This is a genomic window from Bacteroides fragilis NCTC 9343 (assembly GCF_000025985.1).
Lineage (GTDB): Bacteria > Bacteroidota > Bacteroidia > Bacteroidales > Bacteroidaceae > Bacteroides > Bacteroides fragilis.
In genome coordinates, this window is record NC_003228.3 from 4759449 (window position 1) to 4773985 (window position 14537).

Sequence of the window (14537 nt, forward strand, 5' to 3'; positions counted from 1 at the left end):
AAATAATTATTGGATGTACCGAGCAAATTTACAGGTCCCTTTTTTGTGCAATTTAACAGTATCCACTTTCCTTAGTTCTCTTCTTTACTTTCATTAACTTTTTTTTTTTAAGATGCAGTCCCTATCTGTTGATTGCTAAAAATTGTTTTCCTGTTTTCCATGCGGTAGCTTTTTCCTGATAGCCTGATTATCTCACAACAATAGAGTAGTCTGTCCAGTAGAGCTGCCGCACAAACTTCGTCTCCTGCCATCTCCAGCCATCCGGTAAGATCCCGGCTTGCGGTAATGATAAGTGATGTCTTACCTTGAACGCAATTCACCAGTTTAAACAGTAGCAGTACATCTTCTCCTTTCAGGGGAAACAGCGTAACATCATCGATTGCCAGCAGCTGCGCTTTCATTATTCGTTTGTATGTTTTCATCGCGGGTCGTGATATCTCCTTAGTCTTCAAACAGACAAACAGTTCTTCCAAGGTCAGCAGGTATGCCTTATAACCCGCTTTCACTGCTTCATGGATAAGTCCTGAAGCAATGAATGTCTTTCCGGTTCCGGAATCTCCTACCAGCAGAAGATTATATGTCCTTCTTATCCATACCAGTTCACGCAATTCGCGCATCTGCCTTTGGTCAATCCCTTCGGTACGTGAGAAATCATATAGATCCAGATCATACCTTGCAGGCAATCCTGCAAATTTCAACCTGGTCAGATAACTTCTCCTTTCCTTGTCCCGAAGTTCCCGCATCAGACAAGTTGACAGAAACTCGGAGTAAGTCTGTTGCTTTTCCTGTGCTTCATGTAGTATTTCATCCAGGTGTTCTGCCAGGAATGGCAGCTTCAGGTTGCGGGCACATTCGGTCAGTTCTTTCTTATACCTTGCCATTGTTTCTAAAGATTTCATTATATGTTTTTACCAATCCGGTTGACTGTGTCCGGGAGGCAGGATTTTTTCCTACATCCGATTCTCTCATTTTCTTCTTCCATATATGTCCGCACAGGCTTTTAACGGACTCACCATTATAGATTCCCTTGTCCAGACATACACTAACCGCTTCTGTCAGGATGGCTTTGTCATATCCGGGAATTATGCGTAGAATTACCTCCAGATTCTCCCTGTAATAACGTTCCTTCCTTCTCTGCAGGTTCTCAAGCCATAAGGCGACCTCTCTATTGTACGATACATAGATAAGAATGCGTTCAGCCAGCTTTTGTGCTCCGATATTTCTTTGCCTTCTGTGTCCTTCACCATAGATAGTCTTTCCCTTGAGTTCGCACAGATCATGCCGGCAGACAAGCTTTCCCGTCTCCTTATTATAAAGTTCCAGGCATCCGTCTGTTTCATGGAGCCATACTGTCGTTTCTCCTCCCCGATAGGTTCCGCATGGCAGGCTATAGTAGTTTCCCCTGTACTGTACGGTATTGTCTTTACGTACATGATATTCCTTCATTTCTCCACCGGGTGAGTGCGGAGTACCGTGATAGGGTACAAGGTATTCTCTTTCCTGTGCAAATTCCTCAAGGGGAATCCGGTGTGTGGTACCATATTCCTTCCCGTTTCCCGTTCTTTCAAGCCAGAGACGTGCTTCTTCATTAAGTCTGTCTACATTCTGAAAAATACGTGCCGTGAGGAAATTCGTCTTCACATATTTCACAACATTCTCTACCCTCCCCTTTGACTCCGGATCGGCCTTGTGACAGAACACGGGATGGAAATGCTGCTCTTTTACAAATGCCTGAAATTTGCCGGTCAGTATCAAATCCCCCATGTTCGCCCGTGCTATAAGTACTTTATCCTGGTCGTAAATGATCTTTTGCGGCCTGCCTCCGAAGTATTCGAAGGCAAGTTCATGGGCATAAACCGCAAGCCCGGTGTCAAAGGGCCTCCGGCTAAAATAGATAAATTTATATCGTGAACGGGACAAGACAATAGCAAAGAAGTACACTTTGATGGACTTCCCGTTTTCAGTGCGCATACATTTCTCCCCAAAATCCGCCTGTGCGTATTCCCCGTAGGGAGTATCAGGCTGCTTCTCGTAGTTTCGCTTATGCGTTTCAACCTTTTTCCCGATGCCGTATTTTTTGCGTACCCTTTCCACGAAACCGGATATGGTTCTGTTACATACACGGGGGAAGTCCGGATAGCATTCCTTCAGCCAGTCATGTATCCTGGCGGCCGATATATACGGGTATTCTTCCAGGTTTGCACGTACATATTGCTCGTAGTTTTCCAGTTTCAGCCTGTACTTGCGGTGAGAACTTTGTTTTTTAACAAACTCCTCCATAGTCATATTCAGATACCGTCGTACAGTCTTACGGTTCACACCCAGATATATTCCAATTTGTGTTTTGTTCAGTCCTTTCAACTGAAGCTCCCTTACTTTATGCCACATATATTGTTTCTCCTTAAAATATTGTTTCCTTATTTCCATTGCAGTATCTGTCTATGCTTTGTTTGAGCGGCAAAGATAGACATTCCCCGACATGCAAAAAACACTGTATTCGTCTCTATAAAAGTGGTACCTTTGCTTTTTCCACTTTTTGAAAGATAAAGTTACAGCCTACATTATTGGATTATACATGACTTTTTTTGCATGATTTTTGATCTTTTTTTTTACGCTGCTACATACTTTTACTACAAATAATTAACTGTTTTTAGAATATGAAATTTTATTTGCTTTTTATTTTTATCTCCTTAAATCTGTGTTCCTTTTCTGCACGAGCTACAGATACTATTTTTGTTTATGAAACACAAGTTCCAATTTTGATAGAACGCCAAGATAACATGTTATTTTTAATGCGTTTGACTACTGCTAGAAGTGATACAAAATTAAATGAAGTGGTTTTACGATTGGGTCAAAATGTGAACTTGTCAAACATCCAATCTATCAAGTTGTATTATGGAGGTACGGAAGCACGTCAGAACTATGGTAAGGAGCTTTATCTTCCTGTTACCTACATTTCTCGTGATGTGTCAGGGAAGACATTGGCTGCGAATCCTTCTTATTCGATTAATAAATCACAGGTAAATAATCCCGGGCGGAAAGTGATACTGAATGCTAATCAGAAACTTTTTCCCGGAATCAATTATTTTTGGATCAGTCTGCAAATGAAACCGGGCGCCTCTTTGCTGGATAAAGTGTCAGCTAAGATTGTTACTGTTAAGGTTGATAATAAAGAAGCACTTATATATACGGTTTCACCGGAGAATATAACTCATAGGGTAGGAGTAGGGGTACGCCATGCCGGTGATGATGGTTCGGCTGCTTTCCGTATTCCGGGATTGGCAACTACTAATAAAGGAACATTGCTGGGAGTTTATGATGTACGTTATAATAGCAGTGTTGATTTGCAGGAACACATGGACGTCGGTTTGAGCCGTAGTGTAGACGGTGGTAAAACATGGGAGAAGATGCGTTTACCTTTAGCTTTTGGTGAAACTGGCGGTTTGCCTGCTGCTCAGAACGGCGTTGGCGACCCTTCGATCTTAGTGGATACCAAGACCAACACAACATGGGTGGTGGCGGCTTGGACACATGGAATGGGTAATCAGCGTGCTTGGTGGAGTTCTTATCCGGGAATGGATATGAATCATACGGCCCAGTTGGTATTGTCAAAGAGTACGGACGATGGTAAAACGTGGTCGGAGCCTATTAATATAACAGATCAGGTGAAAGAGCCATCCTGGTATTTCCTTTTGCAAGGACCGGGACGAGGTATCACCATGCAAGACGGCACATTGGTATTCCCGATTCAGTTTATCGATTCTACCCGTGTTCCGAATGCGGGAATTATGTATAGCAAAGACCGTGGCGAAACATGGAAAATCCATAACTATGCGCGCACCAATACAACAGAAGCTCAAGTAGCGGAAGTGGAGCCTGGCGTACTGATGTTAAATATGAGAGATAACCGTGGAGGTAGTCGTGCTGTCGCTACTACCAAGGATCTCGGTAAGACTTGGACAGAACATCCTTCTTCCCGTAAAGCTTTACAGGAACCGGTGTGTATGGCAAGTTTAATCAGCGTGAAAGCGGCAGACAACACATTAAATAAGGATATTCTTTTATTCTCCAATCCGAATACGGTAAAAGGTCGTCATCATATCACGATCAAGGCCAGTCTGGATGGAGGTATCACCTGGCTACCCGAACATCAAGTGATGCTGGATGAAGGTGACGGTTGGGGATATTCTTGTTTGACAATGATTGATAAAGAGACAGTCGGCATATTATATGAAAGCAGTGTCGCTCATATGACTTTTCAGGCAATCCGACTGAGAGATATAATACAATAGGAATTATCATACGACCTGTAATCATGAAAAACAGACTCATATTATTTATATATATTATAATTAACTTATGCACAATTTCAGTGGTAAAAGGGGCTGTCCAAAAAGTCGGATAGCCCCTTTTTCTATTGTTTATTTCGGTAAAAATCAGTATCTTACCGTTGAAACAAATAAACATTATAGCAATGGCTAAGATAGTATTTAAAGAGTTAACTTCCAACCAAAATGTACTTTTTCCTGTCAGTTTATCGGAAAAGATCGCTCCCAATCATCCCGTTCGTGTTGTAAACAGTGTTGTAGACGCATTGGATATTAGTTGTCTGCTTTGGGCATATAAAGGCGGAGGCACCAGCAGCTATCATCCGCGTATGATGCTCAAGGTCCTGTTTTATGCCTACCTGAACAATATCTATTCCTGCCGCAAAATAGAAAAGGCCTTGCAGGAGAATATTCACTTCATGTGGTTGTCCGGTAATAGTACTCCCGATTTCCGTACAATCAATGATTTCCGTGGCAAACGTTTAAAAGAACACATAAAATCGTTGTTTTCAGCCATTGTTCTACTACTACAGGAATCCGGCTATGTCAGTTTGGATGTACAGTATATCGATGGCACCAAAGTGGAATCGGCATCCAACCGCTACACTTTTGTCTGGCGTGGCAGCGTGGAAAAGAACAAGGCAAAACTGGAATCGAAAATACAGGCAATCCTTAGTGAGGTTGACAGACATATCGAACAGGACAAACAGGAAAGGACCCCGGATGCCTTACCGGATATGGATTCCTGTGGCTTGAGGGAAAAAGTGAGCGCTTTAAACAAACGGCTCTCCGGGATGAACAAGGCTGAGCAGAAGCAAGTCAGAAAGCTACAGGAAGAATATCTGCCCCGCCTTGCCAAATATGAATCGCAATTAGAGAAATTAGGGGACCGTAATTCTTTCAGTAAGACCGATGAGGATGCCACCTTCATGCGCATGAAGGAGGATCATATGAAAAACGGGCAATTGAAACCCGCCTATAACATACAGATTGCTACAGAGAATCAGTTTATTACAAACCTAGGGATTTACAGGCGCGCCGGAGATACGGGAACTCTAATTTCTTTTTTGAAAGATTTTCGAGAGACTTATCATAGGCAATCCTCTATAGTAGTGGCCGATACCGGTTATGGAAGCGAACAAAACTACGAGTTTATGGAGAATGCGAGTATAGAGGCTTTTGTCAAGTACAATTATTTCCACAAAGAGCAGAAGCGTGCATGGAAGAAGGATGCTTTTGCCATACAGAACCTTTACTATAATCAGGAACAGGATTACTACGTATGCCCGATGGGACAACATCTGGAACATACAGGTCAAAGGAAAAGCAAGTCCGATTTGGGATATGTATCCGTACTGAAGCGTTATCAGGCACAGAACTGTGAGGGTTGCCCGCTGAAATCTCAATGTCATAAATCAAAAACTAACCGGATCATAGAAGTTAACTATAACCTTAACAGGCATAAACAAAAAACACGGGAAAAACTCATGAGTGAGGAAGGTATTTATCATCGGGGCAGACGATGTATAGAACCGGAAGCTGTCTTTGCGCAGATAAAGCATAACTCGGCATGGAACCGGTTTAGATTAAGAGGGTTGGAGAAGGTAAAAACAGAGTTTACCCTGGCTGCTATTGCACATAATCTAAGGAAACTGGCTAAAAAAGTCAGTGCTCTTTTCTTTTTTACTTATTTCTGTAGGATAACTTCTCGGAAAAAGATAATTGAGAAAAACAAAGATGGTTTTAAAATAAAAATGGATAATAGAAGAGCGGCATAACAAAAAAAAGAAGGCATCCTTTTCAGACACCTTCCGGGTGCTTCGTTTCATTACGACCCCAGGAATATTGTCTCCGAAATATTGTGATACCCTTTCCTTGCGGGGGCATTCCATTACGATGATTCTGATCAATACAGCTTCCCGTATACGTGAGGCTATTGACAATCCCGTATTAACAGCCAGAATCGATGATTCGCTTTCCGATTTGAAGACTTTTTTTATGCATCCTGAGTTTCATGCCCTGCTTGAGACTGTGGGGGAAAACGGTGAGTTTATAGATACCATTAACGGACGTATCATCAATCCCGGGCATTGTATTGAAACGGCATGGTTCATACTTGAAGAATCCAGATACCGTGGCTGGGACAAGGAGATGCTTGAAACAGCCCTGACCATTCTGGACTGGTCTTGGGAGTGGGGCTGGGATAAGGATTTCGGCGGTATCATCAATTTTCGTGATTGTAGGAATCTCCCCGTACAGGATTATTCACAGGATATGAAATTCTGGTGGCCGCAGACGGAAGCAATCATTGCCACTTTGTATGCCTATGAAGCTACAGGAGATGAAAAATACTTGAAAATGCACAATCAGGTTAGTGATTGGACATATGCACATTTCCCGGACCGGGAATACGGAGAATGGTACGGGTATCTGCATCGCGACGGCAGTGTGGCCCAGCCCGCCAAGGGGAATATCTTCAAAGGGCCTTTTCATATTCCCAGAATGATGATTAAGGGCCATGTTCTGTGTAACGAGATCTTATCCGGTCTGTCCGGTACGGAAAATATAAAATTGTAATTGGACATAATGAAAAACAACAGAATATATCCCTGGATATTGGTTGGTTTGCTTTGGGGAGTGGCCCTTCTCAATTATATGGACCGCCAGATGCTTTCCACCATGAAAGAAGCCATGCAAGTGGATATCTCGGCGCTTGAGTCTGCGGAGAACTTTGGTCGTCTGATGGCGGTCTTTCTTTGGATTTACGGATTCATGAGTCCTGTTGCGGGCATGATCGCTGATCGTCTTAATCGCAAATGGTTGATTGTAGGCAGTTTGTTTGTCTGGTCAGCGGTTACTTATGGAATGGGATACGCTGAAACGTTCACACAGCTTTATTGGTTGCGTGCTGTAATGGGGATCAGTGAGGCTTTGTATATACCGGCCGGCCTTTCCCTAATAGCGGATTGGCACCAGGGAAAGTCACGTTCGCTAGCCGTGGGTATTCATATGACGGGCCTTTATACCGGTCAGGCTATCGGGGGATTCGGGGCCACCGTGTCTGCCGTCTATTCCTGGCATGCCACTTTTCATGGCTTCGGAATTATTGGGATCATATACGCAGTCGTTCTGATCCTTTTTCTTCGTGAGAACAAGGGGACAGGCACGGCAGAGCAGGTGTGTCGCGAAGGGGTGAAAGCACCTTCCCCGTCTATCTTCAAAGGAATGTCGCTGTTATTCTGCAATATCGCCTTTTGGGTGATTCTGTTCTATTTTGCGGTGCCCTCCCTGCCTAGCTGGGCTACTAAAAATTGGCTTCCGACCCTGTTCTCTGACAGTTTGGATATGCCTATGTCCGAAGCCGGTCCGTTGTCCACGATCACAATAGCGCTCTCCTCTTTTCTCGGAGTAATTGCCGGAGGGATACTGTCTGACCGTTGGGTCCTAAAAAATATTCGTGGTCGTGTGTATACAGGGGCTATTGGATTGGGGTTAACGATCCCTGCCTTGCTATTGTTGGGGTTCGCTCATAGTGTTTTCGGTGTGGTCGGGGCAGGTCTGCTGTTCGGTCTGGGGTTCGGCATCTTTGATGCAAACAATATGCCTATTCTTTGCCAGTTTGTTCCTTCCGGATACCGTGCTACAGCCTATGGAATCATGAATATGACAGGCGTCTTCGCCGGAGCGGCCGTGACCCATGTGTTGGGGCGGTGGACTGACCAGGGGAATCTGGGATTTGGGTTCGCCATACTTGGTGTCGGTGTTTTATGTGCCCTTGTCCTGCAGCTTTATTTCCTAAGGCCCCAAACGGATAACATGGAGTAGTATGAGTTTTGCGGAGTCTGTCTCTGCTCGGAAATATATCATGATTTTACGAATTGGCCAGGAAAGATCTTTGTCGCTCCGTTTAATAAAGTGTTTATGTGGAATTATCAGAAAAATATACTTGTTTGTATGATTGCAGGTTTAGGTTTGTCAACTTGTACCCCGTCAGATGTTAGTATTCCCGGGGCTGCAACAATTGATGTCATGAACGGTTTTCCCGATGGAGAATCCGGATATGCTTTGGGAGTATCCGGTTGCTATGCCGGAAAGTTAGGAGATTTCTTGTTAATGGCCGGCGGATGCAATTTCCCGGATAAACCGGTTTCGGAAGGGGGGATCAAGCATTATTATAAGGGCATTTATATAGCCCGGGTGGATGACTCTTCTTCCTTGCGTTGGGTGAAGGCTGGAGAACTTCCTATGGAGGCGGCCTATGGAGCTACGGTATCCTTGCCGGATAGGCTTATTTTTATTGGAGGAAGCAACTCTTCCGACCGGTTTTCTTCCGTACTTTCCTTTTCTTTTGATTGCATGAAGGATTCAGGCTTGATATGTGAGACTTTGCCTCCGCTTCCTCATGCGGTTGATAATATGTCGGCAACCCTATTGGGCGATACATTGTATGTCCTGGGTGGGAATAGGAACGGGATTCCTTCCAGTTCCATGTTCTCTCTTTGCTTGGACAATTATTCTGCAGGATGGACAGAGGTTCCTTTTCCCGGGAGGCCACGTGTGCAGCCTGTGTGTTCCTCTCTGCTTGGCAAATTGTATGTTTTCGGTGGATTTACCTCCGGAGGGGATGCGTCTGTTTCAACAGATGGATTATGTTACCATCCTGAATCTGGACAATGGCAGGTGGTTAAGGCACCTCTCACCACAAAAGGTGAACCTCTCACATTGACGGGCGGTGCCTCGGTCTCCTATGGGGATGTTCTGCTTATATGTGCAGGCGGGGTTAATCGGGATATTTTTGAGGATGCCATCAGTGCCCGTTATCAGATGGTTCGTGAATCAGAGTATCTCCTACAGCCTATAGAATGGTATCGTTTTAATGATCAGCTGCTGGCGTATAACGTACGGTCGGGTGAGTGGATACGGATTGGTGTCCCTTCTCCGATGCTGGCTCGGGCCGGTTCCTCATTGGTTGTATTTGGAGATATTTTGTTCTATATTGGGGGAGAGCTTAAGCCCGGCGTGAGAACTCCTGGTATCTGCCGTATATCTCTTCAAAAATAACAGCGGAATTGAAGATGTAAGCTTGGGCCCTTTCATTCTGTTTTGTGGTTCTTTTTTTGATGGAATTTTCATGTTCTGGATGTTAGATGAGTTTTTTTAAATGATTTCTGACTCTTTTTTATTTTATGCAGATTTTCTTTGCATCCATAAATTAACCTACAAATTTAATTGATATGTGTTTATTTGTATCTTCATGAACTGTGACTTTTGGGGATCTGAATCCCCCTTTATTACAAAATTAATTTTTAATGAAAAACATCAAATTGCATGAAAAAGAATTTTATTTTATTTATTTTCCTTTTGTGCTCCATTGTAGCTGTAGCACAGAAGAAGAGTATTACGGGCATAATAACGGATACTGCGGGAGAGGCCGTTATTGGTGCCAGTATTGTGGAAGTCGGGACAACGAATGGTACGGTCTCTGACGTTGATGGCAATTTTACACTTTCTGTTTCTGAGAATGCCAGTATTCAGGTATCATTCATCGGCTTCTCTTCCCAAACCTTGAGTGTGAAGGGAAAAACAAATTTTAAGATTGTATTGAAAGAGGACAGTGAACTTTTGCAGGAAGTTGTTGTTACGGGTTATGGCGGTAAGGTATCACGATCCAAACTTACGAATTCCATTTCGACAGTCAATCCCCAGATGTTGGACAAGGGTATATACACCAATCCCTCTCAGGCCTTGTCAGGCTCTGTTCCCGGTTTGAAGGTCTCTCTCACCTCGGGGAATCCAACCTCGTCTCCTAAAATTATATTACGTGGTGGTACAAATTTCGATGGTTCCGGGGGGCCCTTGGTGGTAGTGGACGGGCAGCTTCGTGATAATTTTGATGATATCAATCCTCAGGATATTGCATCTATGGATGTGCTGAAGGATGCCGGGGCTACAGCCATCTACGGCGCCCGTGCAAGTAATGGTGTCATTTTGATTACGACAAAGTCAGGCAAGGCAGGACATCGGGAAATAAACTTTAGGGCCAATGTGGGGCTTGGTTACGTTAATAATCCCTATGATTTTCTGGGCGCGGAAGACTATATTATAGCCCTTCGTACCGCCTATAAAAATACCCCGTGGGCACCTCAGGCGAGTTTGACAGGTTCCACTGCCTTGGGTACGGGAAATCAGATTGGACCGAAAATGGTATGGAACATTATGGGAAAAACAGATGCAAACGCCTACCTTTTGGATAAGGGATGGCGTGAAATGCCGGACCCCTTGGATCCTTCCAAAACAATCATATACAAAGAGACAAAGCCGGAGGAGTATAATCTTCGTAACCCGGTAGTTACGCAGGATTATACAGTCAGTATGTCCGGTGGTAATGATAGGGGTACTTATTATGCTAGTTTGGGCTATAATGATTCCCCAGGAGCTCCTATCACTACCGAGTATACACGTTATAATTTCACATTTAATGGTTCATACAAAATTGCGGATTGGTTGAAAACGACTTCCAATGCAACTTTCAGCCGTGCTAATTATGTATGGTTAAACAACGATTGGGGGACGGAGGCGGATTATTTTGGTCGCGTGATGAGCTCCCCCCCCACCGTCCGTTTTGAAGACGAAGACGGTAATTCGACGTTGGGTCCATCTCCGGGCGACGGTAACCAGACCTATGTTGCAAGAAGTTATGACCAGGACAATGAACGGACCAAATTGACCCTTATGCAGTCCGTGGAAGCAAATTTATTCAAAGGGTTGGTTTTGAGGGCCTCTGCCAGCTGGTATTATTTTCATACTGTAGAAGAAAATATGCGCAAGGATTATGAGACGGTTCCGGGACAATGGGATCGAACCCGTTCAACCAGTGCGAGCTATTCCCGCCAGTTCTCTCAGACTTATAATGCCGTTTTGGACTATACAACAACATTTGCCACTTCACATAATTTGAATGTTATGCTTGGTAGTGAGTTTTATGATCAGTATAATAACGGTTTCTCAGCATCCGGTTTTGGTGCCTCTACCGATGATTTTAAAAAATTAGGCTTGACCGATGCGGGTGAGGGAAAACGTTCTATAGATTCGAGTCATAGCCGTTACCGTATCCTGTCTTATTTTGGTCGTTTGAACTATGACTATGAGGGTAAATATTTATTCTCTGGAGTATTCCGTTATGACGGTTATTCTTCTTTGTTGGGTAAGAACCGGTGGGGTTTTTTTCCGGGAGTTTCCGGTGGCTGGGTTTTCACGAAAGAGGATTTTGTGAAGGAGTCACTTCCTTTCCTTTATTATGGAAAGCTGAGGGCTAGTTACGGTTTGAACGGTAATGCCAGCGGAATCGGTCCATATACCCTTCAAGGTTCATATAATTCAAACAAATATCATGGTAATAACGGTTTCCTGATAGGAGCCTTACCCAATCCTTCCCTTCGTTGGGAAAAGACGGCCAGCTTTGACATAGGCTTGAATGTAGGACTTTTGGATGGACGGTTGAATCTGGATATCGATTATTACAACCGTCTGACCTCTGACAAATATGCGGACCTCACACTTCCCTCAACCACGGGATTCTCTTCTATAAGGAACAATAATGGGAAACTGCGTAATCGTGGAATTGAGCTACAGCTTTCCGGTAAAATTATGGAAACCAGGGATTTTACTTGGGACGCTTCCCTTAATATAACTTATAACAAAAATAAGATCATAGCCCTGCCCTATAACAAAGAGCCGCGCAACAGACAGGAAGGACAGCAGGTGTACACAGGACGGAAGATAGCAAATCCGGAAACAGGTGTATTCGAAGATGAGAAGGTGTGGGTCGGAGGTTTTCAGGAAGGAATGGAATATGGCGTGCTTGTCGGTTATCAGGCAGAAGGTATTTACCAAAGTATGGATGACATTCCCGGAGATTTGGTTGTAAAGTCTGGTAATGCTCAAGGTAAATATCAGTATGGTCCTGATGCCTGGAAGAGACTTTCTGCTGCCGAGCAGGCAAAAGGTGTAGAGATTAAGCCGGGAGATATGAAATGGAAGGATGTGAATGGAGATGGCATGATTGACCAGTATGATCAGGTGGTAATAGGAAATACCACTCCTCGCTGGTTTGGTGGTTTTAATACCACAATGTCTTGGAAGGGACTTAGCTTGTATGCCCGTTTTGATTTCGCGCTTGATTATTGGGTTTACGATAATCAAACCCCATGGCTCTTAGGATGTATGCAGGGGACTTACAATACGACAAAGGATGTCTTCAACACCTGGAATGAAAGCAATCCAAATGCAAAATATCCCCGTTATGTATATGGTGATCAGCTAGGAACCGCCAACTACAACCGCACCTCTACCTTGTTTGCATCCAAGGGCAACTATTTAGGTGTCAGGGAGTTGTCTCTGTCATATACTCTTCCTCAAGAATTGTCTAAAAAACTGTATATGCAGAAGTTACAATTCTCAATTACAGGACAAAATTTGGGTTATTTGACATCTGCCAGGACAGTGAGTCCGGAAATCTCCTCGGGATACCCCTTGCCACGGACCGTCATTCTTGGCGTTAATGTTACATTTTAAAAAATTGGAATAAGATGAGAAAGATAAAATTTATAAATCATATGGTGTTGTGTGTAGCTGCTATTGTTACAACTTCATGCGGGGACCTGCTCGATCTCGCCCCGATAGACAATTATGGAAGCGGCAATTTCTGGAAGACGGAGGCCCAGGTCAGTGCATATGTGGATGGGCTTCATGATGCCTTAAGAGCTAAGGCCGGGCAGCACGTCATCACTTTTGGAGAATTGAGGGGGGGGCATTACAAGGATGGTGTAAGTGCAGATGGACTGACTATTTCCAACGGTGCAATTATTTTACAGAATTTATCCAGAGAGACTCCTGGAGTTAGTAAATTTGGAGATATTTATGGTTGTATAACTAATATCAATCTTTTTATTGCCCATGTAACAGATGCCGCTTTTATGCCGGAGAATAAAAAGAATTATTATTTGGGACAGGCATATGGTCTTCGCGCCTTTTACTATTTTGATCTTTATAGGGTCTATGGTGGGGTGCCCATTCGTTTGGGTGTGGAAGTTGTCGAAGGAGAGCTTGACCCGCTCAAACTTTCTTTGGGGAGGGCTAAACCCAGTGAAGTCATGGCACAGATTAAAAAGGATCTGGACACTTCACTTCAGTATTTTGGAGAACAATCAGGTTTCGACCCATATGGACACGGCAATAAGGTATACTGGTCAAAGGCCGCTACGGAATGTCTGGCCGGCGAGGTCTATTTATGGAATTCTAAAGTGACCATTGGTGATAACAAGGCCGATATATCAGATTTGTCAAAGGCCAAGCATTTCTTAAAAAATGTAGAGGGTAATTATGGACTCCAGTTGCAACAGGATTTTAAGCGTATATTCAGCACCGATAACGAAGGTAATAGTGAAGTGATATTGGCCGTTTCCTATATGGAGGGTGAAGCTGAAAATTCACTTCCTCGCGCATATACTTATTCCCTTGTTTCCGGGACGACCAATAAAGATAGTTACAGGGCGGATGGAAGTGTTTGGAATGATGCGCTTGATATACAGAATAACGGGCAGCAGCAGTATGAGTATAAGTTCGCCCTTTATGAGAAGTTTGAGGATAGTGATTCTCGTCGTGAAGCTACATTTATGCCTTCATATCGGAAAAAGGAAAGTGGAGAATTATACATATATGGTACCCATGTATGTAAGAATTTGGGTTCTCTCAATGCTCAGGGGAACAGAGTTTATGATGGTGATTTTATTCTTTATCGTTTATCCTGGGTATATCTGGCATTAGCCGAGATTGCTAATATGGAGAGTGATAATGTAAATGTTGAGAGATATATAAATTTAGTCAGAAATAGGGCGTATAAGTCTGAGACAGGTTCGCATATATATAAGGCATCTGATTTTCTAACTAATGAATTAGCTATTTTACATGAAAAGGATAAGGAGTTTGTACAGGAAGGACAGCGTTGGTGGGATTTGTGCCGCATGAAAAATGCAAAGGACGGAATTCCATTAGTGTTCTGCAAAGAAGGGGATATTGAAGGTAAACGAGCGGTGCTTAATCAAGAAACTGAGGCATATAAAGTTTTGTGGCCGTTGGATAATGAGATACTTAATAATGATTCGGCCTTGGAACAGACCCCCGGTTACGAAAAGCAAGAAGAATAAATGA

At 43.6% G+C, this 14537-nt stretch carries 8 protein-coding genes and 1 pseudogene; 7 read left to right on the forward strand and 2 right to left on the reverse strand.

Features of this window, described 5'->3' with window-relative positions; all coding sequences use genetic code 11:
- Positions 1 to 107 precede the first annotated feature (107 nt).
- Together istB and istA are read right to left on the reverse strand one after the other, a co-directional pair.
- On the reverse strand, positions 108 to 899 hold the full coding sequence (gene istB, locus BF9343_RS19675) for an IS21-like element ISBf2 family helper ATPase IstB (protein ID WP_010993677.1): 792 nt from the start codon (positions 897 to 899) through the stop codon (positions 108 to 110).
- Positions 868 to 2427 (reverse strand): IS21-like element ISBf2 family transposase, encoded by a 1560-nt coding sequence (istA, locus tag BF9343_RS19680; RefSeq protein WP_011203618.1) that lies wholly within the window; start codon positions 2425 to 2427, stop codon positions 868 to 870. Before istA ends, istB begins: the two co-directional genes overlap by 32 nt.
- A gap of 230 nt (positions 2428 to 2657) precedes the next feature.
- Between istA and BF9343_RS19685 the strand changes: the two genes are divergently transcribed.
- The 7 genes and pseudogenes from BF9343_RS19685 to BF9343_RS19715 all read left to right on the forward strand — a co-directional run bounded on the left by BF9343_RS19685 (position 2658) and on the right by BF9343_RS19715 (position 14533).
- Positions 2658 to 4292: a sialidase family protein gene (locus BF9343_RS19685; protein ID WP_005822175.1), complete on the forward strand. Its 1635-nt coding sequence runs from the start codon at positions 2658 to 2660 to the stop codon at positions 4290 to 4292.
- Positions 4293 to 4474: 182 nt separating this feature from the next.
- On the forward strand, positions 4475 to 6106 hold the full coding sequence (locus BF9343_RS19690) for an IS1182-like element ISBf5 family transposase (protein ID WP_010993678.1): 1632 nt from the start codon (positions 4475 to 4477) through the stop codon (positions 6104 to 6106).
- Positions 6107 to 6140: 34 nt separating this feature from the next.
- A pseudogene (locus BF9343_RS19695) lies at positions 6141 to 6905 on the forward strand (AGE family epimerase/isomerase); the annotation flags it as partial.
- Between the two features lie 9 nt (positions 6906 to 6914).
- Positions 6915 to 8153: an MFS transporter gene (locus BF9343_RS19700; RefSeq protein WP_005822181.1), complete on the forward strand. Its 1239-nt coding sequence runs from the start codon at positions 6915 to 6917 to the stop codon at positions 8151 to 8153.
- 96 nt (positions 8154 to 8249) lie between these two features.
- On the forward strand, positions 8250 to 9389 hold the full coding sequence (locus tag BF9343_RS19705; RefSeq protein WP_005811457.1) for a cyclically-permuted mutarotase family protein: 1140 nt from the start codon (positions 8250 to 8252) through the stop codon (positions 9387 to 9389).
- A 267-nt stretch (positions 9390 to 9656) separates the two neighbouring features.
- On the forward strand, positions 9657 to 12902 hold the full coding sequence (locus BF9343_RS19710; RefSeq protein WP_005822182.1) for a SusC/RagA family TonB-linked outer membrane protein: 3246 nt from the start codon (positions 9657 to 9659) through the stop codon (positions 12900 to 12902).
- Between the two features lie 14 nt (positions 12903 to 12916).
- Positions 12917 to 14533: a RagB/SusD family nutrient uptake outer membrane protein gene (locus tag BF9343_RS19715; protein ID WP_010993680.1), complete on the forward strand. Its 1617-nt coding sequence runs from the start codon at positions 12917 to 12919 to the stop codon at positions 14531 to 14533.
- Positions 14534 to 14537: the final 4 nt, after the last annotated feature.